The organism is Pontivivens marinum, from assembly GCF_900231835.1.
Classification (GTDB): Bacteria; Pseudomonadota; Alphaproteobacteria; order Rhodobacterales; family Rhodobacteraceae; genus Pontivivens; species Pontivivens marinum.
Genome location: NZ_OCTN01000003.1, coordinates 32,893 through 55,476 on the forward strand (window position 1 = coordinate 32,893; position 22,584 = coordinate 55,476).

Consider the following 22,584-nt stretch of genomic DNA (forward strand, 5'->3'; position numbering starts at 1 on the left):
CAAATACGGTTCTACCCTGCCCCGCCTCGCCGAGTGCTGCAATGCACAAAATATCAGACGCTTAGCTGGTTAAATCACGGTAAAGCGCGGCATATTCACCGGCGGATGCCTGCCAGCCAACATCGGCGCGCATTCCGTTCCGCTGCATTTTCACCCATGCAGGCGTTTGATACAGGGCCACAGCATCCGCAATCGCATCGCCCAATGCGGGGCCGCTATCGGGTGCGTGCAGCAGGCCGGTCGCAACATTTGCACGCAGCGCGGCGCCGTTTGCATCCACAATCGTATCAGCCAGCCCACCCGTACAGGCCACAATCGGCACGCAGCCATAGCGCAGGCCGTATAGCTGCGTCAGGCCGCAAGGCTCAAACCGCGAGGGGATCAGGATCGCATCGGACCCGCCCTGCAAACGGTGGCTGAGTGCTTCGTCATAGCCGATAAAGGTCGCGACGCGCCCCGGATGACGGGCGGCAGCCTGAGTAAAAGCGTCCTCCAGCGCAGGTTCGCCACTGCCCAGCACGATCAGCTTTCCGCCTAAACCAACCAGATGGTCGATATTGTCGGCCAGCAGGTCCAGACCCTTTTGCCATGTCAGACGCGAGATCACGCAGAATAGCGGGCCGCCCTGCTCCAGCCCGAATTGCGCCTCCAACGCCGTACGGTTCGCACGACGGCGGGCAAGGGTGCGGGGGGTATAGCTTTGCTCCAGCGTCGGATCAGCCTCAGGATTCCAGACATCGGTATCGATACCGTTGACGATGCCGTGGACCAGATGCGCACGCGGGGCGATGACATCCTGCATCCCCATACCGAAATGGGGGGTCAGGATTTCACGCGCATAGGTGGGACTGACCGTTGTGATCGCATTCGCACTGGCCAAGCCGCCCTTTAGATAGCTGACATCATTGTAATATTCGACACCATCAACGGACCATGCCTGCTGCGGCAGGTCCAGTTCACCAAAAACCTCGCCCGTGAAACGCCCCTGAAAGGCGATGTTGTGGATGGTCAGAACGCTGGGCGGGCCGCCGGCATAGCGCAGGTAGACCGGCACCAGCGCCGCCTGCCAATCATGGGCGTGAACCACATCGGGCTGCCAGCCTGCCTCACCCCGTGCCAGACGCGCCGCCACCATTGAGAGTTGCGCAAAGCGGGTCGCGTTATCATCCCAATCCTGCCCGTCAGCATCGCCATATGGCCCACCATCGCGGTCAAAAAGCGTCGGTACATCCAGAACGTACAGCGTCAGCCCCGCGTGGGTGCCAAACAGAACCTGCCCGCCATCGACCTGTAAAACAGGCTTCATTTTACCCAATGCGGCCATCACCTTGGGGTAGCCGGGCAGCAGGGTCCGCATCTCTACCCCATGTGCTGCCAATGCCGCAGGCAAGGCGCCCGCAACATCGGCAAGGCCCCCCGTTTTAATCAGCGGATACACTTCTGAGGCGACGGAGAGGACTTTCATAATAGCGGATCACCCAGTGTTCGGTGGTTTCAGATCAGCCCCTGCGCAGGGTCAAAACCGCACGCAGGAGGTGTTTTCAGGTCATTAGCCCAGCGCGTTGATCATCTTTTGTGTGATCAGCACGATGCCGCTATCCGTGCGGCGGAACCGGCGGGCATCCAGATCGGCATCTTCACCCACGACCATCCCGTCGGGAATGCGAACGCCGCGATCCAGGACCACTTTGCTCAGCTTGGCATGGCGGCCAATCTCGCATCCGGGCAGGATAACCGCCTGATCCAAGCGCGAGAACGAATTGGTCCGCACGCCGGTGAAGCATAGCGAGTTCGACATTTCCGTTCCTGAAATGATGCAATCACCCGCGACGAGGGACTGAACCGCGTAGCCGCGCCGCCCCTCCTCGTTATGAACAAATTTCGCAGGGGGCAGTGTTTCCGCATAGGTCCAGATCGGCCATTCGCGGTCATACAGGTCCAGCTCCGGCACCGTTGTCGTCAGGTCGACATTGGCCTGCCAATAGGCGTCAATTGTTCCCACATCCTTCCAGTACGAAGTCGCTTCGGACGAGGACCGCACACAGGATTCACTGAACCGATGGGCCTGCGCGTGGCCATGCTTGACGATATAGGGCACGATATCGCCGCCAAAATCACGATTGGACCCGACAGTTTCCGCGTCGCGGCGCAGCTCCTCCATCAGGAAATCGGTCGTGAAAACGTAGATCCCCATTGAGGCCAGCGCCATATCCGGCTGACCCGGGATCGCAGGCGGGTCCGCGGGCTTTTCGATGAAATCGGTGATCCGGTCCGTCTCATCCACATGCATCACGCCAAAGCCTGACGCCTCGGACCGTGGCACCTCCAGACAGCCGATGGTGACATCAGCGCCGGAATTCACATGCTGTTGCAGCATGATCTCGTAGTCCATTTTGTAGATGTGATCACCGGCCAGGATCACCATGTATTTGGGGGCGTAATCCTCGATGATATCGATGTTCTGGAACACGGCATCGGCTGTGCCCTCGTACCAGTTATCCGATGTGCGCTGCGAGGCGGGCAAGATATCGAAGCTCTCGTTCCGTTCTGTGCGCAGGAACCCCCAGCCGCGTTGCAGATGGCGGATCAGCGAGTGCGCCTTGTATTGTGTCGCGACACCCATTCTGCGGATGCCTGAATTCAATGCGTTGGACAGTGCGAAATCGATGATACGGGTTTTACCGCCGAAATAGACGGCAGGCTTGGCCCGAATATCTGTCAGCTCCTTGAGGCGTGAGCCGCGCCCCCCTGCGAGCACATAGGCCATAGCGTCCCGGCTCAATGGTCCTTGTCGTTGCATTGTCTTCCTCCTTTAGGTGCAGCCCCCCTCTGATGGAGGGATACCGCTCTTCACATTCCAGCCTAGTGCACCGGTGGGAAAACTCACCCCATAAATTGCATGTCTACACAGTCAGATACGGCCGTTTCGAAAGAAAATTCCACCAATCTGAAACTTAACGCAACCCTGAGCCGTGGTTGTTGGTGTCATCACGGCGCACAAGCGCCTGACGCTTTTAAAGCTTGAAAGGAATATTATGCCCCTTCGTACATTCACTTCCGCACTCGCCCTTACTCTGGCTGCTGGTCCGATGTTCGCCGCTGGCCACGCCGGCAATATGGGTTACGCCCTGGCTGATGACGGCAACACGCTGGTTGTCATGGCCGATATCGCAGCCCCCGGTGCAGTAGAAACTTTCGAGCTGTCCGAGGATCTGGACGCAATCGCATGGCGCCCTGTCACCAGTGAGCTGGTCGGCTTTGCCGGTGATAAAATCTTTACCGTGAACACCGCCACCGGTGAGCTGACCGATGTCGAGGCTACATTCCGCGAAGATACGATGATCGCGGCTGAGGCGACTGTCGCCTTTGACTTCAACAACGCAATCGACGCTGTGCGCGCCGTGTCCACCGATGGCGACAACCTTGTCTATTTCCCCATCGGCTTTGGCGACAATGATGATCGTGCGAACGAGGTGCTGCGCTTTACCAATCTGGCCTATGCCGAGGGTGATGTCAGCGAAGGCGTTACGCCTATGATCTATGCCAACGCATATACCAATGCGATTGCAGGCATGACGGCTGAAACCACGTTCCAATACGCGCTGGACGCAAATACCGAGGCGCTGGTTAGCCTTGCCAACAATGCAGGTACGCTGGAAACCATCGCGGCTGTGACGGTTGATGGTGTTGCGATGAACCTGTCGCATTGGGGCGGTTTCGACATCATCTCGCCCAGCGAGGGTGAGGATCACGCCTACGCAATCCTACAGGCAGAGGGTGCTGAGACAGCAGGCCTGTACGCGATTGATCTGGAAACCGGTGCGGCAACCATGTTGGCCGACCTTGGAATGGGCGGGTTGAGCAGCTTCGCCGTGTCGATGGGCATGTAAAATACAGCTCTCGATGCGAGAAGGGGCCCCACCGGGCCCCTTTTTTGTGGGCCTAGCCCTGATATTCGAAATACATCGCCGATAGTGGTGGCAGGGTCAGCGTGATCTTCCCATCCGCGGCAGTCGCCCCGCCCAGATTGCCAACGCCAGAACCGCCATAGATTTGCGCGTCGGAATTCATCACCTCGGCCCAATGCCCGCTGAGGCGATCCGGCAGATTGATGCCATATCCCTCATGCACATTCGGCGTCATATTGCAGACCACCAGAACCGGATTGCCCCCCGGCGCATGGCGCAACCATGCAAAGACCGAGTTTTCGGCATCGTCGCCCAGCACAATCTCGATCCCGTCCGGTTCGTTATCACGACCATGCAAAGCGGGCAGATCGCGGTACACCTTGTTCAGGTCGCGCACCAGATCGCGCATCCCCTGCTTTAAGGGCTGATCCATCAGGTGCCAGTCGAGACCGCGTTCCTCGGTCCATTCCTGTTCCTGCGCAAATTCCTGCCCCATAAACAGCAGCTTTTTGCCCGGATAGCCCCACATCAGCCCGTAATAAGCCCGCAAGTTCGCGTGCTTTTGCCATTCATCCCCGGGCATTTTCGCCAGCAGCGATCCCTTGCCGTGCACAACCTCATCATGGCTGAGCGGCAGGACGAAATTCTCGGTCATCGCGTAGTGGAAGGTAAACATCATCTCACCATGGTGATGTTTCCGATAAATCGGGTCCTTGGACATGTATTCCAGCGTGTCGTGCATCCAGCCCATGTTCCATTTGAAACCAAAGCCCAGCCCCCCCGCATCGGTGGGCTGCGACACGCCGGGGAAGGCGGTGCTTTCCTCAGCTATCGTCATGATATTGGGATGCGCGGCGTAAACCGCCTCGTTCATGCGGCGGACAAAGGCGACAGCCTGCTTATTGACGTTTCCGCCCTCATCATTGGGAACCCACTCGCCCTCCTCACGCGAATAATCAAGGTACAGCATCGACGCGACCGCATCCACGCGCAGGCCGTCAATGTGATATTTCTCGGCCCAGAACAGCGCGTTGTTGACGAGGTAGTTCTCCACCTCCTTGCGCCCGAAATTATAGATCAGCGTGTTCCAGTCGGGATGGAATCCCTGCCGTGGGTCAGCGTGTTCATATAGCGCGGTGCCGTCAAATTTGCCCAAGCCATGCGCGTCTGTCGGGAAATGCGCGGGCACCCAATCAAGGATCACACCCAGACCGGATTTATGCGCGCCGTCCATAAATCGAGCAAAGCCGTCAGGCTCTCCAAATCTGGCCGAGGGCGCATATAGCCCCGTGGTTTGATAGCCCCATGACGGGTCATAGGGATGTTCGGAGACCGGCAGGAATTCGATATGGGTGAACCCCATTTCAACGCAATAGGGGATCAGACGGTCCGCCATCGCATCCCAGCTGAGGAAGCTGCCATCATCCGCGCGCTGCCAACTGCCCGGATGCACCTCATAGATCGAAACGGGCGTGCGGCGTTTATCAACCCCTGCCCAATGGTCCAGATGCCCCTGATCCTGCCAATCATGATTGCCCAGCTTATGCACAATACTGGCGGTTGCAGGGCGGTATTCAGCGGCAAAGGCAAAGGGGTCCGCCTTTTGCGGCAACAGGTTTCCACCTGCGTCCACCAGCTCGTATTTATAGGACACACCGGCGGCGATGTCGGGGATAAAAATCTCCCACACACCAGTGGAGGCCCGCAGCCGCATCGCGTGCCTGCGGCCATCCCAGCCGTTGAAATCGCCAACAACAGAAACGCGGCGGGCATTTGGTGCCCACACGGCAAAGTTCGTGCCCTGCACCCCCTCATGCATGACGACCTGCGCGCCCATGCGGTCGAACAGGCGGGAATGGGAGCCCTCGTTATAAAGGTAGTCATCCATATCGCCCAGAACGGGGGTAAAGGAATAGGGGTCTGTCACCACCCATTGCGCATCGGCATTGGACGCGATCAGCCGCACCGGCTGGTGCGTTTTCAGCGTCACGGCACCGTCGAAAAAGCCCTGCGGATCGCGGCAGGTCAGCGTACCGACATCTTGCCCCGACAATGTTTCAACGGACAGGTTTTGCGCAGCGGACACAAAGGCCCGCACGATAAATCCGGTTGCTGTCTGGTGAACTCCCAGCAGGCCAAATGGATCGGAGTGAGTGCCAGAAAGTAGCGCCGCGATCGCATCACGGTCCGTAATTTCGGTATTTGGCATATGGTAACTCCTTCAGATCGCTCTGACCGTCACCTAGTGCGCTGTGTTAAGCAATCAAAAACAGTGCACCATGAAATGGTGCAAACCCGCGCCGTGACGCGGATTTGCCCACCCGATTATGGCAGTACGTTCCAGATTTCGCGCGCATATTGACGAATTGTGCGGTCAGAGCTGAAATACCCCATCCGCGCCGTATTGCGGATCGCCATACCAGCCCAACGTGGTTTGTCATGCCAGATCCGGTCAACGTCACGCTGTGCCGCAGAATAGGAATCGAAGTCGGCGGCCAGCATGAACCAATCGCTCATCCGGATGCCGCCAATCAGATCGCGATAGCGGAATGGGTCCTGTGGAGAGAAGATACCGTTTTCAATCGCACTGAGCGCTTGTGCCAGCTCAGGTGAGCCCGCAATGACCTCCTCCGGATTATAGCCGCCTGCCCGCTTTGCCGCGACCTCATCAGCCGTCATACCGAAGATCACGATGTTTTCCGCGCCCAGATGTTCGCGCATTTCAACATTCGCACCGTCCAAGGTGCCGATGGTTAGCGCGCCGTTCAGGCCGAACTTCATGTTGCCGGTGCCCGATGCCTCCATCCCCGCGGTGGAGATTTGCTCGCTAAGGTCAGCAGCAGGAACCATCACCTCAGCCAAGGAGACGTTGTAGTTTGGCAGGAACGCCACCTTTAGCACATCACGTGTTGCCGGATCGGCATTGATGATTTTCGCCACATCGCCGGCCAGTTTGATGATCAGCTTGGCATTGTGATAGCTGGCTGCCGCCTTACCCGCGAACACTTTGACCCGTGGTGCCCATGCACGTTCGGGATGCGAACGGATCTGGTGGTACAGGGCGACCGTCTCAACAATGTTGAGCAATTGGCGCTTATATTCGTGGATACGTTTGATCTGAATATCGAACATCATCGACGGGTCGATGGCGATGCCCATGCGGTCCTGTACCAGATTGGACAGGGCTACCTTGTTCTGGTGCTTGATCGCGGTAAAGCGTTCCTGAACACCGGCGTCATCGGCCACATCATTCAGGGCCAGCAGACCGTCAAGGTCCGACATAATGCCATCGCCAGCAACCTCACGCGCCAGATCGTACAGATCGGGGTTTATCTGCATCAACCAGCGGCGCGGGGTCACGCCATTGGTTTTGTTATTAATACGCAGCGGGTAAAGCTGATGCAGATCGCGGAACACGGTCTGTTTCATCAGATCGGTATGCAGGCCGGACACACCGTTGATCGAGTGTGCGCCAACAAAGGCAAGGTTGCCCATCCGCACGCGGCGGCTGCCATTCTCATCAATCAGGCTCATCGCGGAGATTTGCTCATCCTCGAACGTGCCGGTTGCGCGGGCCTCCATCAGAACGCGCGCGTTGATCTTATAGATCAGCTGCATGTGGCGCGGCAGCAAACGCTCGAACAACGGGATCGGCCAGCTTTCCAATGCCTCGGGCAGCAAGGTGTGGTTGGTGTAGGCGAAGGTACGCTTCGTCATGTCCCATGCCAGATCGAAATCGACGTTATAATCGTCAATCAACAGGCGCATCAGCTCCGCAACGCTGACCGCAGGGTGTGTGTCATTCAACTGGATCGCCGCCTTGTCCGGCAGCGAGGTGATGCGGCCAAACTGGCTCATATGACGGCGCAGGATGTCCTGTAGCGATGCGGAGGAGAAGAAATATTCCTGACGCAGGCGCAGTTCCTGCCCTGCCTCCGTCTCATCCGCGGGGTACAGAACGCGGCTCAACGCCTCGGCCTTGTTGCTGTCATGCAATGCGCCGATATGGTCGCCCGCGTTGAATTTGCCCAGCAGGATCGGGTCAACAGGTTCGGCGCGCCACAGGCGCAGGGTGTTCACCCGCTTGGCCTGCCAGCCCACGATGGGGGTATCAAATGCCTCAGCGATGAAGCGTTCCGAAGGCGTCCACGTGCAGGCGTCATCCTCGCCTATTTCAATGCTGCCGCCAAAGCCGATATCATATGCGCTCTCACGCCGCTCGAACTCCCACGGGTTGCCGTGCTCCAGCCAGGTTTCGGGCAGCTCAACCTGCCAGCCATCGCTGATTTCCTGCCGGAACATGCCGTTTTGATAGCGGATACCATAGCCGTAAGCGGGAATATCGACGCTGGCCATGCTCTCCATAAAACACGCGGCCAAACGGCCAAGGCCACCATTGCCCAGCGCGGCATCCGGTTCCAGCTGGCGGATCAAATCCAGATCAACGCCCAGCTCGCCCAATGCTTCCTGCATCTCATCGACCAGACCCAAATTGGTCATGGCATCACGCATCAGACGCCCGATCAGGAATTCGAGGCTTAGGTAATAGACCCGCTTCCCCTCGCGCCGATATGTATCGCGGGTGCTTTCCATCCACTTGGTCACAACGCGGTCGCGGACCACCAGAATAACAGCTGTCAGCCAATCGTCCTGCGTTGCGACGGTCGCATCCTTGCCCAAACGATAGGTTAGGCGGTCAACGATATCACCAGCCAGACGTGCAGGGTCCGATGATTTAGGTGTTGGTTCCAGCAACGGTCCGCCTAAAGTAGAAGTGTTTGTGGTCTGCGAATTGGTCATGTCAGGGTTCCCGCATCTGGGGCGGCACTGGCCGGGCTGAAAGTTCATGGACGATAGGCTTGCTTCATGTTGCATTGCAAGAGGATCGGGGAAATGTACCTATGATTCACCCCAAACCGGTTTGAAGTGTGATATATTTTTACAAGCCCATATTTGACGAAAACCAACGCCCCGATACATCTACAACAGAACACCGGGTCAGGAGCGCGCGATGATACAACGCAATGAAACCTCAACCGCCGCACTGCTAGACTGGCTGGATGGATTGCTGGGCAGTTACCAGCCCGCCTTTGACGTGCAGCAGGTGATTGCACCGCGCGTCGGCGCGCATCAGCGCGACAGCCATGCGGAATTCGTTTTCTGGACGCCCGAGCTGCTGGAGCAGCGTGTGCCTGCGGGCGATGTGTTTCTGGAATGTCTGGAACCCCAAACGCCCCCCGATCTGGCCCGCGCACGGCAACAGGCCAGTTTCAAACGCACACGCATCCCGATGGAGCGGGCAGAGGCCTATTCCTTTGTCTGCGTTGACGGCCTGACCGCGGGATCACGCGACCAAATCGGCACGTTCTACCGGCTGGTCTGGCGGGATACGGCGGGGGATTGGCATCAGATCTTGGACCCGATGGCGTGGTCCCTGCCCTATGGCGCCTTTGCCCCGGCAGAATTTTACGACATCGCATCGTTGCAACATGATCGCGCCGATACCGAATATTGGCAGGCCCAAAACACCGCTGAGGTGGTCAAACTGGGCCCGCCCGTAAACATCCAGCAAATCCACGTCCCCACCGCGACGGCGGGTGGAACGCTTGCGTCATTAGCCACGCTGTATAACCGGTTGGCGGAAAAGGTTCGCGCCGGTCTGCCGCTGGAACCGTCCGAGCGGCTATTCGCCGGCTATGACGCCGTGCAATTGCTGCCCGTAGAACCCACCACCGTTTACGAGGCCGGGCCCGGTTTTTGGCAGGAGGAGGAAGACGGCGATCTGCTACAGGTCGATCTGACCCGCCCCGACACCACCAATTGGGGCTATGATGTGGTGATCGCAGGCATGGCCACGGTGAACCCCTGTCTGCTGGAAACCGGTCGGCCGGATGAGTTGGTGGACTTTGCCTGCGCGCTGCACAACTTCCCCCGCCCCAAGCGTTTGATCCTCGACGTGGTGTTTGGCCACTCGGACAATCAGGGCACCGATGTTCTGAATTCCAACTGGTTTGCCGGCCCGAATATGTACGGCCAGAACATGAACTACAAAAACCCGACGGTTCGTGCGCTGATGCTGGAATTGCAGCGTCGCAAGGTGAATTTCGGTGCGGATGGCGTGCGTGTTGACGGCGCGCAGGATTTCAAATGGTGGGACGCCGAGGCGGAAACCCTGCGTCACGATGACGAATACCTGCAATCCATGGCTGACATTGTGCAGGACGTTGCAGGCACGAAATACCGCCCGTGGTTTATCTTTGAGGATGGCCGCCCATGGCCGCAGGAGGATTGGGAGCTTAGCTCCACCTATCGCGCAGTGATCGACGGGCAGCGGGACGAGGACGTGTTCCAATGGGGGCCGCTGACCTTTGCCCATAACACGCCGTTTCTTTATGGCTTCTGGCCGTCAAAATGGTGGCGCATCCGTGAGATTTTGAACCACGGCTCCAACTGGATTTCCGGCTGTGCCAACCACGATACGCTGCGCCGTGGCACGCAGGTGGATACCAAGCTGAACGTGAACACCCGCCTAGGCCAAACCCGCATGGAGATTCTGGACAAGGCATATGACAACCCCGCCATCCAACTGGTCACCTATGCTGCCTTCCCCGGTGTGCCGATGGATTTCCTGAACGCCTCTGCCCGTGCCTCATGGGGGTTTATCCGCAATCAGGACGATAAATACGGCGTAAAGGTTGTGGCAGAGGAGGCGATCAGCCTGAAATGGCAGGTCGATGAATATAGCTATAGCCTGCCGCAGAGCTTTCCACGGCTAAAGGCAATGGGGTTCGAAACCCGTGACAGCCTTGCCCGCTTTATGGAATTCCTGCCCGCCTTGGTCGAGGTGACGGATTACGATCTGAACGTGATTGCCAAGCTGCTGGCCGAGGTTGATCCCATGCTGGACGGTCCGCGCCCGCTAACGGTCCAGGTGCTCAAGGAAATAGCACGCGCGTGGATGGATGACATGCACGAATATTGCAACGTCGCCCGTCATCACAGCCTGCTGAGTGAGACGCAAACCGAATTTAACCACCAACTGCGCGATTTTCGCCGCGCCCGCCCATGGCTACGCGACAATCTGGGTGACCGCGACCGGTTCGATTATCAGCGTCCGGTGAATGGCACGGTTCTGTTCAGCTCTCTACGTCATGGGCCGGATGGCGAGCAGGTCTTTATGGTCGCGCATATGGAGGGCGGCCCGACCGAGGAATTCGACCCCTTGCGCATGCCTATTCAGGGGCTAGAGGGGTTCGGCTGGCAGGTTGCCTTGCGCACCACACCGATTGGCGATGATTTTATCGGCGGACCACTATCCCTGCACGATTCAATGGGGCTGGTTTATACACGACAGCTATAATACCGCGGCCAGCATGCACCGGACAGGGCGAAGGCAACACGATCAGTCGGCAGCAATCGGATAAAAGCACGATTCTGTCGTTGCCCTTACCCTGCGCCATCGACATAAAGCTGCAACCCCTTGCAAAACCGGACCTGCCATGACCGAAGAGTTCTACCGCATCAAACGCCTGCCCCCTTACGTCTTTGCGGAAGTGAACAGGCTCAAAGCAGAGTATCGTGCAGGTGGCATGGACATCATCGACTTTGGCATGGGCAATCCGGACATGGATACGCCCAGCCATATCGTTGAAAAACTGGTTGAAACGGTGCGCAAACCGCGCACCCACCGCTATTCCTCGTCCAAGGGCATTCCCGGATTGCGCAAGGCACAGGCAGGCTATTACGCACGCCGCTTTGGTGTGAAGCTGAACCCAGAGACGGAGGTCATCGCGACCCTCGGCTCAAAGGAAGGCTTGGCCAACCTCGCCATGGCAATCACCGCACCCGGTGACGTGATGCTGGTGCCGAACCCGTCTTACCCGATCCACCCTTACGGCTTTATGATTGCAGGCGGCACGCTGCGCCACATTCAGACGCTGGTGGATGGTAAGTTCGAGCCCGAGGCATATCTGCGCCAGTTGGAACAGGCCGTCATCCATTCGGTGCCAAAACCGGTTGCCGTTGTTGTCAGCTTCCCGTCCAACCCGACGGCGCAGGTTACTGACCTCGACTTTTACCGTGATCTGGTCAAGTTCGCGAAAAAGCACCACCTTTGGCTGTTGTCCGATCTGGCCTATTCCGAGATTTATTTTGACGGCAATCCGCCCCCCTCGCTGCTACAGATTGAGGGCGCGAAGGATATCGCCGTTGAATTCACTTCCTTGTCCAAAACCTATGCCATGCCCGGTTGGCGCATGGGCTTTGCCGTAGGCAATGAACGGTTGATCGGCGCGCTGGCGCGGATCAAATCCTATCTGGATTACGGCGCGTTCACGCCCATTCAGGTTGCGGCCGCCGCCGCGCTGAACGGACCTGATGATTGCATCGAGGAAATTCGCGGCATCTACCGGTCGCGCCGCGATACGCTGGTGGAATCCTTTGGCCGCGCTGGCCTTGATATCCCGTCCCCACCCGCAACGATGTTCGCATGGGCTCCCGTGCCAGAGAAGTTCCGCCATCTAGGCTCCATGGAGTTTTCCAAGATCCTGCTGCGCGAAGCCGAGGTTGCAGTTTCCCCCGGCGTCGGGTTTGGTGAGTATGGAGAGGGATATATCCGCCTCGGCCTCGTGGAAAACGAGCAGCGCATCCGTCAGGCAGCGCGCAACGTCCGCAGGGTGATGGAGGATTCGGATCGTATCCTCGCTGAATATCAAGGGGCCGATGAATGAGCTGGGATTTCGAACACCAAAAGAATGTCACCGCCGTTACGCTGAACGAATTGCGCGAAAGCGGCGATTTGGCGTCGGGCGCGATGGTCACGCTGGACTTGGAATTCCTGCCCGTCGAGGGCGCTGATGCGGAAGCCTGCGCCAAGGCGCTGAAAACCTTCGGCTACGAGGTTGAGGTGCACGAGGACGGCATGATCGCCGCCTCCATCGACAACGTTCCCCTGACACTGGACGGCGTCTGGTTGCAGGAGGAGCGCGCGACAAAGATCGTTCTGGATCGCGGCTACGAGCCTGATGGCTGGGGGTTCTGGGAGCCGTAAGCCCCTAATCGTTCAGCCCCTAGTCGTTGAGCAATGTCCGCGCGGCGGCCCGCGCCTCATCCGTGACACGGTCGCCCGATAACATGCGGGCGATTTCATCCACCCGATCATCCATGTCCAGCGGCGTCACATCCGTTGTGGTGACGCCATTCGTAACCGATTTAGCAATTCGCCAATGATGCCCACCCCGTGCCGCAACCTGCGGTGAGTGCGTTACGACCAGCACCTGCGCCTTATCCGCGATGGAGCTAAGCCTGCGTCCAACCGCATCTGCCGTCGCACCACCAACACCACGGTCAATCTCGTCAAAGATCATGGTCAAGCTGTCGGCGCGGGTCGTCAGACACACCTTTAACGCCAGCAGGAATCGTGAAAGCTCACCACCACTGGCGATCTTATTGATCGGGCCGGAGGGCGCGCCGGGATTGGTGGCAACGGTGAACATCACAATATCCGTCCCCTCCGCCGTGGCGGGACCGTCGGTGATTTCGGTCGCAAATACGGCGCGCTCCATTTTCAGCGGGGACAATTCCGCCGCCATGGCCCTATCCAGCCGTTGTGCCGCCGCAACGCGGTGGGTGTGCAATGCCCTCGCCGCGGCATCATAGGCGCGTTGCGCTGATTTCAGCGCGTCCTCCAGATCGGCGATCTGATCCGCACCACTGTCGATATCAGCAAGGCGCGTGCGCATTTCCTGCGCGAAACGGGCCAGATCATCGGCCAATACGCCATGTTTGCGGGCAAGGCCGCGAATGGCGAACAGGCGTTCCTCGATCCGCTCCAATTCCAGCGGGTCAAAATCCAGCGAATCCAACAGGCCGCCTATACCCGATTGGGCGTCTGACAGCTCCGCCAAGATACGCTCCAGCGCGGCAACGGATGGATCGGCAAGACCATCCAACGCGGCGGCGGCCCCCTCAACCCAACGCAAGGCGTCGTTGAGCGGCCCCTCCGCCCCCTGCGGCCCGATGGCAGCATCGGCGCGGGCGATATCCTCACGCAGACGACCGGCGGCCTGCATTTGGCGGCGGGTGATGTCTAGCTCCGCATCCTCACCCCGCTGGGGGTCCAGCGCGTCCAGCTCGATGATGGCATGGCGCAGGAATTCCTCATCCTGACGCGCCTCCTCCAGCTTGATCCGTGCATCGCGCAATGCACGCTGCGCCTTAGCCAAGGTCGTCCAGCAGTTCCGCGTTTCCTCAAGCAGTGGCGCAGAATCGGCGTAATCATCGACCAGATCGCGATGCCCCTTGGGGTCCAACAAACCGCGATCATCATGTTGGCCGTGAATCTCAACCAAGGCGGAGGACAACCTGCGCAGCACCTCACCACTACACCGCCGGTCATTGACCCACGCGGTCTTGCGGCCATCACGGGTGTTTGTGCGGCGGATCAGCAGTGAATCCTCATCCGCTGGCAAACCTGCCTCGATCAAAACATTGGCGACAACCTTGTTCCCGCGCACATCGAATTCCGCGACAACTTCACCCAGATCCGCACCGCTGCGCACCAGATCGGCGCGGCCACGATGACCCAGCGCAAAACCCAGCGCATCCAGCAGAATGGATTTACCGGCACCGGTTTCACCCGTAAGCACATTCAGACCCGGCCGGAACGCAAGGTCCAGCTGGTCAATCAGGATAATGTCACGAACCCCGAGGCTCAGCAGCATGGGATTACAGCCACTCGCCCAGAACCACCTGACGATAGATGCGGCTCAACGTGCCGCCCTCATCAGACGCATTCAGCGCGCCGTCGGATTCCAGCAAGGCGTAGCTGTCCTCATACCATTCCGAACCGGGGAAGTTGTGGCCCAGAACGGCGGCAGATTTCAGTGCCTCATCTTCCAGACCCAGCGAGAGATAGGATTCGACGATACGGTGCAGCGCCTCTGGTGTGTGCGATGTGGTCTGATACTCATCCACAACCGCCTTAAACCGTGCAATTGCGGCGATGAACTGGCCACGTTTCAGGTAATAACGCCCGACCTCCATCTCCTTACCGGCGAGGTGGTCCAATGCGAGGTCGAATTGCAGCTCCGCCTCACGGGCATAATCCGAACCGGGATAACGCTCGATCAGAACGCGCAGGGCCTGCATCGCCTCAATCGTATTGCCCTGATCACGGCCAATATCGTTGATCTGGTCATACCAGCTTTGCGCGATCAGATATTGCGCATAGGCCGCATCGGGATCGGCGGGATAAAAACTGATGAAGCGTTCGGCGGCCGAACGTGCCTCAACAAAATCTGTCGCCTCATAATAGGCAAAGGCCGACATAATCAGCGCGCGCTTGGCCCATTGTGAATAGGGGTATAGGCGCTCAACCTCACTAAACGTGCGGGCGGCGTCACGTTCCGCCCCACGATTCAGATCGGCCTGCGCCATATCGAATATTTCTTGCGCCGAGCGCGATTCAATCGGCGTTACTTCCTCAGAGGAAAACATCCCGCAGGATGAAAGCGTCGCCGTTACTAAAAATGCACTGAGCAGTGTCTTCGCACGCATCATCGTCGATGATCCTACCTGTCCCCGCGAGCGCATCGCGCCCTGATTTCCACTGCAATAGCATAGATCGAAACTAAGGGGAAAGCATCGCCTGCATCATAGTGTCAGGCAATACGGCGCATCGCCTCTTCGTCACGGGCAACACCGGGAAGTCCCGCAACATCTGTTACACCGCAACTGTCCAAGCGAAAGGCATCCGGCGTGGCAAACAACTTGCGCAACAGGCGGTTGGTCACGCCGTGACCTGCGCGGATGCCGGTATATTTGCCAATGATTGGCGCGCCAGCCAGCGCCAGATCGCCAACAGCGTCCAGCATTTTGTGGCGAACAGCCTCATCCGGATGGCGAAAGCCCTCAGGGTTCTGAACCGTGCTACCATCAACGACGACAGCATTGGCCAGCGAACCGCCAAGCGCCAAGCCGTTTTGGCGCAGCAACTCGACGTCGCCACTGCGCACAAAAGTCCGGCTGTCCATCAGATGATCGACAAAGGCACCGTTAACCACGGCCAGGCTTTTCGCCTGACGACCAATGGCCGTGCCTGGGAAATCAATGTGGAAATCGACCTCGAACTGATCCGCAGGCTCCAACGAGGCGCGCGCGGCGTCCTCAATCAGTTCAACCCGCTTCAAAATACGCAAGACGCTGCGATGCTCCGCCTGTTCGGCAATACCAGCGGCAAGTATCTGGCGCACGAATGGCGCAGCGCTGCCATCCATGATTGGCACTTCGGGGCCGTCTACCTCGATCAACGCATTGGAAATGCCGGTGCCCTGTAGCGCGGCCATCAAATGCTCGATCGTGGACAGCGTAACGCCCGAGGCGTTGGAAATGCGTGTGTTCAGCATGGTGTCGCTAACCGCGTCCCAGCTGGCAGGAATCATCGTATCCGAACCTGTCAGATCACTGCGGCGAAACCAGATGCCGTGGAATGCAGGCGCAGGACGAATGCACAACGTAGAATCAGCACCGGAATGAAGTCCAATGCCCTGAATGCGAACTGGCCGACGTAGGGTCGTCTGAAAAATCGACTGCAAAACTGCCCTCATTCCCATTGCGACGCTCTATGTCGTCTGATTGCGAGTGCGGAATGCACCCGTCATTGGTTGGGTATGTAGGTGTGATAGCTGGCCAGACACCGGTTGAGCAAATCAATGAATATGACGGATTGTGTCACATTCACGCAAAACGCGTAATTAACTGATTTAAAACGAAAAACGCCCCACCTTTCAGCGGGGCGTTTAAAATCAGGCATTCGTAACGTGGGGTCAGTTTGCCTGACGACGCAGGAATGCCGGGATTTCAATGCGCTGACGCTCCTCATCATCCAGACGATCTGCTGGACGTGGGGCGCTTTGCACAACGCGTGGCTTTGGCGCTGCGGCAGGGGTTGCCGGTGCAGTGCGCTCTGCTGCTGGCTGCTGCTGCGGTGCAGGATCGGTATGACCCGTCATGCGGTTGATCAGCGAGTTGATGCCGAATGCAGGCTTACGCTCCTCCGCAACCGGCGCCGTTGGGCGCGGCGGGGTGGAGTGGCTAGGCTGCTTGGCGACTGCGGCTTGCAGACGGCGCATCGTGTCCGGCGTAGGTTCACCAACCAGCGGGTCCTCTACCTTGGCTACCGGCTCCGATACTTCTGGCTGAACCGTGGCAGCAGGTGCAGGCGCTGGAGCCGGTGTCGGCTCTGGCGTGGTGGCGTTACGTGCGCGCACCAAATCCGCAACGGTGGTTGGCGCAGCAACCTCCAGCGGCAGGGGTGCTGGCTCCTCAACAGGTGCAGGGGCTGCAACGGCTGGCGTTGGCTGGGATGCTGCGGCAGGACGTGTTGTTTCCTGCTTTGCTGCCTCGATACCCGTGGCCACAACGGAAACCCGCAGGATACCGTCCAGCGATGGGTCCATGGTCGAGCCGACAATGATGTTCGCGTCGTCGTCCACTTCCTTGCGGATGCGGCTTGCGGCCTCGTCCAGCTCGAACAAAGTCATATCCGTGCCACCGGTGACGTTGATGAGCACGCCGCGCGCGCCCTTCAGGCTGATCTCGTCCAACAGCGGGTTGGCGATTGCGCGCTCGGCGGCCTCGACAGCGCGGTTCTCGCCCTCTGCCTCGCCAGTGCCCATCATCGCCTTGCCCATCTCGTCCATCACGGAGCGTACATCCGCAAAGTCGAGGTTGATCAGGCCGGGGCGCACCATCAGGTCGGTCACGCCCTTCACGCCCTGATACAGCACATCGTCTGCCATCATGAACGCTTCGGTAAATGTTGTTTTCTCGTTGGCCAACCGGAACAGGTTCTGGTTCGGAATGATGATCAGCGTATCGACGTGCTGTTGCAGCTCCGCGATGCCTTCATCCGCCTGACGCATCCGCTTCGATCCCTCGAAGTGGAATGGCTTGGTCACGACGCCAACGGTCAGGATGCCCATTTCACGCGCGGCCTGCGCAATGATTGGCGCGCCGCCCGTTCCAGTGCCACCGCCCATACCGGCAGTGATGAAGCACATGTGCGAGCCGGCAAGGTGATCAACGATCTCCTCGATGCTTTCCTCGGCTGCGGCGGCACCGACGGTTGGCTTGGCACCAGCGCCCAGCCCCTCGGTCACCAGCGCGCCCAGCTGCACCTGACGCTGCGATTTGGATTGTGTCAGCGCCTGTGCGTCAGTATTCGCGACGACGAACTCAGCACCTTCGAGCTGTTTGTCGATCATGTTATTGACCGCATTTCCACCCGCACCGCCAACGCCAAAGACGAGGATGCGCGGCTTCAGCTCGGTCTGTTCGGGCATCCGAAGATTCAGACTCATAGTGTGATCCGCCTGTGTTTGCTCTGCTCTACCTACAGCGAGACCCTCGTTAATCAGGGGTACTCTACTGATTCGTTAGAGTAACGCAAAGCCGCGAACCGGTCACGGATAAATAGGTTAAAAATGTGGTGACGTTTTGAAAAGATTCAGCAGGCACCACAGCTTGAGCGGATCTCCGCTCGTATTCGATTCGACAAGAACAAAGTTGTTAAGAATTACCAGTTATCGCGGAACCAACGAATAGCCTTGCGAATCCGCTGTTTTCCGGCGCGATCTGCGGGCATTTCAAAGTCCCAGCACTCATCCTGCGGCTTTGCCAGATGCAATGCCATGCCAACAGGTGCGGAAAACTGCGCCGCTGTTTGGTCCTGCGGCAATCCCGGAATGCGCAGCGGACGCCCTGTTCGGACCTGTCGGCCCAGAATGCGCGTGGCGACTTCCTCTAGGCCCGGTATCTGGCTGCCGCCACCGGTCAGAACGATTCGCCGGCCGGGCATGTGCTCGAAACTGGCGGCGTCCAGCCCGTCGCGGGCGGCCTCCAGAATCTCCTCAACCCGTGGACGCATCACGCCAATCAGCTCCGCCCGGCTGATCATTTGACGGCCAGGGGAATGGTCGTTGCTGTCGCGTGGCAGCTCGATCAAATCGCGATCATCGCGTGAGGTTGCAACCAGCCCGCCATGAACCGTCTTGATCCGCTCCGCCGTTTGGGCTGAAATTTCCAGTCCCTTGCAGATGTCCAAGGTGACGTGATCGCCCCCCAACCGCACCGCATCAGCATAGATCATCTGACGCTTCATAAAGATCGACAGACCGGTAGAGCCACCGCCCAGATCGATGCACGCACCGCCCAGCTCCAGCTCATCCTCGATCATCGCTGCCAATCCGGCCGCGTAGCTGGAATGCACCAGCCCCGACAGCTCCAGATCACAGCGCCGCATCACCTGCGCGATGTTCAGGATGCTTTCCTGACTGACGGTCATCATGTGCATATCGACGCTCAACCGAGAACCGGTCAGCCCGCGCGGGTCCTTCAACCCAGTGCGATGATCCAGCGTGAAGTTCACCGGCAGCGCGTGGATAACCTCACGCGCGGCGCCGTAATCGGGGATTTCACCGTCAGCCAGCGCCGCACCGATATCCGATTCCGTGACTTCGCCATGCTCGACCTCAGCCTCACCCAACAGGCCATAGGAACGGGGCTGTCCACCGGAATAGCAGGCAATCACGTGGTCAACGCGAACCTCTGCTGCCTTTTGCGCGGATTGGATGACCGTGCGCACGCCGCGCTCGACCTCCTCCATCGAGGCGATTTCACCGAACTCGATCCCACGCGACCGGGTTGTTGCAGCGCCGATCACCTTCAGCCCCGCCTGCCCGTCCAGACGCCCCACACCATCCGCACGCGGGGCGCGCAGCAGGGCGGGATCAATGGCCAGGATCAGGCACGTAATCTTGGACGAGCCCAGATCAACGATCGCCACCAGTCCCTTACGCAACGCGCTTTCACGACGGTCACGCATAATACGCTGGCTCAGGAACAGGCTCTCGCTCACGCGTCTTCTCCAGTTTCCATGGCGCGCAGGCGCCGCATTTCATGAACAGCATGCGTGCCGAGTCGAACCGTCGGGCGCGCACGGTTCCGCATATCGAACACTGCGACGTCACGCTCAAGCACTTCCTCGCCCAACTGCAAGGCCAGCACATGCATTAACGCATCCACCGCGCCGGTTTCAGGCAGCAACACCCGCTGCTCATCGCTCAGCACAACATCCCAACGGCGTTCACCCACACGGACCAGACCCTGAATACGCTCCGCCAATGGGCCTGATGCCTCGGCCAGTGCCAATGCCTCACGCACATGGTTTTGCGCACCAGCGCCAACAACCAGCGGCAGGTCGGCGCGGGCCTCACGCGAATCCAGCGCGCCCAGAACCGTTCCCTCAACATCCAGCAGCCACAATCCGTCCATCCGACGCCATGCGGCCACCGGAGTACGGGACCGCACGCGCACAACCAGTTGCCGGTCCGCACCCACCGCGATCTGCGCGCTGGCAACGGGGGGCAAGCCCTCAATCCGCGTCCGCGCCGCACTCAAATCCAGTGAGACAGAGCTCGCAGGCATTTGCACGTCCAACACTTCACGAATTTGAGCACTTAATGCAGGGCCAGCCCCCTCAATCCGCAAACCGGTAACCGCGAATTCGGGGCGGGCCTCAATCGCGGACCAAATCGCGTCATATTGCTTTGCCGCATAGGCCTGATTGTCTGGATCAGTCGCAACGATAGCCGCAACCGTGGCCACAACCGTCAACGGAACCCAGCGCGTAACCATGCGGCGCACGCGGGGCGATAGCCACCAACGCGCCAACCGATAGCGCCACCGCGATGGCGCATAATCGCGTTTTACCGGTCGCATGAGGCATCCTTAACCAACATGTGACACAGTTCGGAGAAGCTGATCCCCTCCAGCCCCGCCTGCTCCGGCGTTAGCGAGGTTGGCGTCATTCCCGGCTGTGTATTCGTCTCCAACAGGAACAGCCCCTCGGCGCCCCGCGATTCGTCCCAACGGAAATCGGTGCGTGATACGCCACGACAGCCCAAAATCTCATGCGCGCGCAGGGCATATTCCTGACACAGCGCGGTGATTTCGGCGGGCAGCTCGGCGGGCAAGACGTGGCGTGAACCGCCATCGCCGTATTTCGCCTCGTAATCATACCAACCGGTATTGCTGATAATATCCGTCACGCATAGCGCCCGCGCAGGCTCCCCCGCATCCAGCACCGAAACGGTCAGCTCACGCCCCGGCACGAATTGTTCGGCCATCAGCATATCGGGCATCGCCTCATCGATCTGCGCGGGGCCATTTGCCCCCTCGGTCACGATATAGATGCCAACGGATGACCCCTCATTATAGGGCTTGATGACATAGGGCGGGTCCATGGGGTGCGCGGCCATCGCGTCCGCCTTGCTAACGCGCATATCAGGCACGACAGGTAGTCCGGCACGGCGATAGGCCGCCTTGGTCCGTAATTTATCCATGGCAAGGGCTGAGGATAGAACACCCGAATGCGTATAGGGGATGCGCAGCCATTCCAGCAGGCCCTGAACGCAGCCATCCTCGCCCCACCGACCGTGCAGGGCGTTATACACCACATCGGGTTTGATCCGCTCCAGATCCGCCACAAGGGTCGGTCCCGCGTCGATCTCGAATACTTCTGATCCGTCTTCCCGTAATGCGTCCGCGCACAGACGTCCTGAGACCAGCGATACTTCACGCTCAGCCGAAGGTCCGCCCAAAAGGACCGCAATGCGGGGCTGTCCACTGCTCGACATAGCCGCCTCGTTTATCTGGTCGCCCCGATTGTTTCGGGGTCGCCTTATGCGATGGAGTTTTCCCCTATCCGCATGATTTCCCACTCTAGCGTAATGCCCGAGTGGTCCAAAACCCTTTTTCGCACTTCCTCGCCCAGCCCCTCTAAATCAGCCGAGGTTGCGGTGCCGGTATTGACCAGAAAGTTCGGGTGCTTGGGGCTCATAATCGCACCACCACGGGTCAGGCCCCGGCATCCGGCATCGTCGATCACCTTCCACGCCTTTAGATCATGCACATCATCCGCCCGACCGGTGGAGGAAAACCCGGCAGGATTGCGAAAGGTAGACCCGCAGCTAAGATCCTCAACAGGTTGGCTCTCGGCGCGGCGGGCCAGTTGTTCGTCCATCTTGGCGATCAACGCCGCCGGATCACCCGCTGCACCCTGCATCACAACCGAGATCACCACCGCACCATCGGGCAGCTGGGATGAGCGATAGCCGAATCCCAGCTCCTCAGCCGACAGCGTCATCGGTGTTCCGTCGGCCAGCAGCACATCCACCGCGACCACAACATCGGCCATATAGCTGCCATAACAGCCCGCATTCATGCGCACGCCGCCGCCAATTGCACCGGGAATCGTGCGCAGGAATGTCAGGTCGATCCCCTGCTGCGCCGCACGCTTGGCCACCATCGCGTCTGGCGCTGCGCAACCGGCGCGAACCTGCCCATCAGCGATCTCCACTTCATTAAAGCCGCGCCCCATGCGAATCACCACACCGCGCAGACCGCCATCGCGCACGATCATGTTCGAGCACAAACCCACCGGCAGCACCGGCACATCCAGCGGGCGATTGCGTAGAAAATCGGCCAGATCATCCACATCGGCGGGCATGTATAGCACGTCCACAGGACCACCCGTGCGCAGCCAGCTCATCGCAGACATGTCACGATCCGCGATATAGCGGCCACGGACCTGCGGCAGGCGTTCGATCAAGGTCAT

The 22,584-nt window shown here is 59.1% G+C and carries 16 protein-coding genes; 4 read left to right on the forward strand and 12 right to left on the reverse strand.

The genetic code is table 11. From position 1 onward, the window contains the following. Window positions 1-61 precede the first annotated feature (61 nt). Together glgA and glgC are read right to left on the reverse strand one after the other, a co-directional pair. Window positions 62-1,465, reverse strand: a complete 1,404-nt coding sequence (gene glgA / locus CR254_RS09210) for a glycogen synthase GlgA (protein WP_097929576.1) — start codon at window positions 1,463-1,465, stop codon at window positions 62-64. 84 nt (window positions 1,466-1,549) lie between these two features. After that, the gene (gene glgC / locus CR254_RS09215; RefSeq protein ID WP_097929577.1) at window positions 1,550-2,800 is read right to left on the reverse strand and encodes a glucose-1-phosphate adenylyltransferase; all 1,251 of its coding nucleotides are present in this window, start codon (window positions 2,798-2,800) and stop codon (window positions 1,550-1,552) included. Between the two features lie 235 nt (window positions 2,801-3,035). Here glgC and CR254_RS09220 point away from each other — a divergent pair, with 235 nt between their 5' ends. After that, window positions 3,036-3,890, forward strand: a complete 855-nt coding sequence (locus tag CR254_RS09220; protein WP_097929578.1) for a DUF4394 domain-containing protein — start codon at window positions 3,036-3,038, stop codon at window positions 3,888-3,890. 52 nt (window positions 3,891-3,942) lie between these two features. On the opposite strand, the gene glgB is transcribed toward CR254_RS09220, so the two are convergent. After that, window positions 3,943-6,117 carry a 1,4-alpha-glucan branching protein GlgB gene (gene glgB, locus CR254_RS09225; RefSeq protein ID WP_097929579.1) on the reverse strand — a complete coding sequence of 725 codons (2,175 nt, stop codon included), beginning with the start codon at window positions 6,115-6,117 and terminating at the stop codon, window positions 3,943-3,945. Window positions 6,118-6,233: 116 nt separating this feature from the next. Next, window positions 6,234-8,708, reverse strand: coding sequence for a glycogen/starch/alpha-glucan phosphorylase (locus tag CR254_RS09230; RefSeq protein WP_097929580.1), 2,475 nt, complete (start codon window positions 8,706-8,708; stop codon window positions 6,234-6,236). A gap of 211 nt (window positions 8,709-8,919) precedes the next feature. On the opposite strand from CR254_RS09230, the gene gghA reads away from it, so the two are divergent. The 3 genes from gghA (at window position 8,920) to CR254_RS09245 (ending at window position 12,957) form a co-directional block, all read left to right on the forward strand. After that, entirely contained in the window at window positions 8,920-11,268 is a 2,349-nt protein-coding gene (gene gghA / locus CR254_RS09235; RefSeq protein WP_097929581.1) for a glucosylglycerol hydrolase, read from the forward strand. Between the two features lie 139 nt (window positions 11,269-11,407). Beyond that, window positions 11,408-12,637: an LL-diaminopimelate aminotransferase gene (locus tag CR254_RS09240; RefSeq protein ID WP_097929582.1), complete on the forward strand. Its 1,230-nt coding sequence runs from the start codon at window positions 11,408-11,410 to the stop codon at window positions 12,635-12,637. Then, complete coding sequence (locus tag CR254_RS09245; protein WP_097929583.1) at window positions 12,634-12,957, forward strand: hypothetical protein; 324 nt, start codon at window positions 12,634-12,636, stop codon at window positions 12,955-12,957. Before CR254_RS09240 ends, CR254_RS09245 begins: the two co-directional genes overlap by 4 nt. 19 nt (window positions 12,958-12,976) lie before the next feature. Here CR254_RS09245 and recN read toward each other — a convergent pair whose 3' ends face one another. From recN to murB, 8 genes are all read right to left on the reverse strand, one after another. Next, a complete protein-coding gene (gene recN, locus CR254_RS09250; RefSeq protein ID WP_097929584.1) occupies window positions 12,977-14,629 on the reverse strand; it encodes a DNA repair protein RecN in 1,653 nt (550 codons plus the stop codon). Between the two features lie 4 nt (window positions 14,630-14,633). Next, entirely contained in the window at window positions 14,634-15,467 is an 834-nt protein-coding gene (locus CR254_RS09255) for an outer membrane protein assembly factor BamD (RefSeq protein ID WP_097929585.1), read from the reverse strand. 101 nt (window positions 15,468-15,568) lie between these two features. Beyond that, window positions 15,569-16,501: a UDP-3-O-acyl-N-acetylglucosamine deacetylase gene (lpxC, locus tag CR254_RS09260; RefSeq protein ID WP_245851539.1), complete on the reverse strand. Its 933-nt coding sequence runs from the start codon at window positions 16,499-16,501 to the stop codon at window positions 15,569-15,571. A 231-nt stretch (window positions 16,502-16,732) separates the two neighbouring features. Then, the gene (gene ftsZ / locus CR254_RS09265; protein WP_097929587.1) at window positions 16,733-18,268 is read right to left on the reverse strand and encodes a cell division protein FtsZ; all 1,536 of its coding nucleotides are present in this window, start codon (window positions 18,266-18,268) and stop codon (window positions 16,733-16,735) included. A gap of 215 nt (window positions 18,269-18,483) precedes the next feature. Beyond that, complete coding sequence (gene ftsA / locus CR254_RS09270; protein ID WP_097929843.1) at window positions 18,484-19,791, reverse strand: cell division protein FtsA; 1,308 nt, start codon at window positions 19,789-19,791, stop codon at window positions 18,484-18,486. Window positions 19,792-19,820: 29 nt separating this feature from the next. After that, the gene (locus CR254_RS09275; protein ID WP_097929588.1) at window positions 19,821-20,687 is read right to left on the reverse strand and encodes a cell division protein FtsQ/DivIB; all 867 of its coding nucleotides are present in this window, start codon (window positions 20,685-20,687) and stop codon (window positions 19,821-19,823) included. Continuing rightward, window positions 20,675-21,604: a D-alanine--D-alanine ligase gene (locus tag CR254_RS09280; RefSeq protein ID WP_097929589.1), complete on the reverse strand. Its 930-nt coding sequence runs from the start codon at window positions 21,602-21,604 to the stop codon at window positions 20,675-20,677. Before CR254_RS09280 ends, CR254_RS09275 begins: the two co-directional genes overlap by 13 nt. A 44-nt stretch (window positions 21,605-21,648) precedes the next feature. Beyond that, window positions 21,649-22,584 carry a UDP-N-acetylmuramate dehydrogenase gene (gene murB, locus CR254_RS09285; protein ID WP_097929590.1) on the reverse strand — a complete coding sequence of 312 codons (936 nt, stop codon included), beginning with the start codon at window positions 22,582-22,584 and terminating at the stop codon, window positions 21,649-21,651.

Coding starts and splice junctions, on each gene's coding strand:
- recN (WP_097929584.1), bottom strand. CDS start 14,629: ATGCTGCTGAGCCTCGGGGTTCGTGACATTATCCTGATTGACCAGCTG.
- CR254_RS09220 (WP_097929578.1), top strand. CDS start 3,036: ATGCCCCTTCGTACATTCACTTCCGCACTCGCCCTTACTCTGGCTGCT.
- CR254_RS09240 (WP_097929582.1), top strand. CDS start 11,408: ATGACCGAAGAGTTCTACCGCATCAAACGCCTGCCCCCTTACGTCTTT.
- CR254_RS09255 (WP_097929585.1), bottom strand. CDS start 15,467: ATGATGCGTGCGAAGACACTGCTCAGTGCATTTTTAGTAACGGCGACG.
- gghA (WP_097929581.1), top strand. CDS start 8,920: ATGATACAACGCAATGAAACCTCAACCGCCGCACTGCTAGACTGGCTG.
- CR254_RS09280 (WP_097929589.1), bottom strand. CDS start 21,604: ATGTCGAGCAGTGGACAGCCCCGCATTGCGGTCCTTTTGGGCGGACCT.
- glgB (WP_097929579.1), bottom strand. CDS start 6,117: ATGCCAAATACCGAAATTACGGACCGTGATGCGATCGCGGCGCTACTT.
- ftsA (WP_097929843.1), bottom strand. CDS start 19,791: ATGCGTGACCGTCGTGAAAGCGCGTTGCGTAAGGGACTGGTGGCGATC.
- murB (WP_097929590.1), bottom strand. CDS start 22,584: ATGACCTTGATCGAACGCCTGCCGCAGGTCCGTGGCCGCTATATCGCG.
- CR254_RS09230 (WP_097929580.1), bottom strand. CDS start 8,708: ATGACCAATTCGCAGACCACAAACACTTCTACTTTAGGCGGACCGTTG.
- glgA (WP_097929576.1), bottom strand. CDS start 1,465: ATGAAAGTCCTCTCCGTCGCCTCAGAAGTGTATCCGCTGATTAAAACG.
- CR254_RS09275 (WP_097929588.1), bottom strand. CDS start 20,687: ATGCGACCGGTAAAACGCGATTATGCGCCATCGCGGTGGCGCTATCGG.
- CR254_RS09245 (WP_097929583.1), top strand. CDS start 12,634: ATGAGCTGGGATTTCGAACACCAAAAGAATGTCACCGCCGTTACGCTG.
- ftsZ (WP_097929587.1), bottom strand. CDS start 18,268: ATGAGTCTGAATCTTCGGATGCCCGAACAGACCGAGCTGAAGCCGCGC.
- glgC (WP_097929577.1), bottom strand. CDS start 2,800: ATGCAACGACAAGGACCATTGAGCCGGGACGCTATGGCCTATGTGCTC.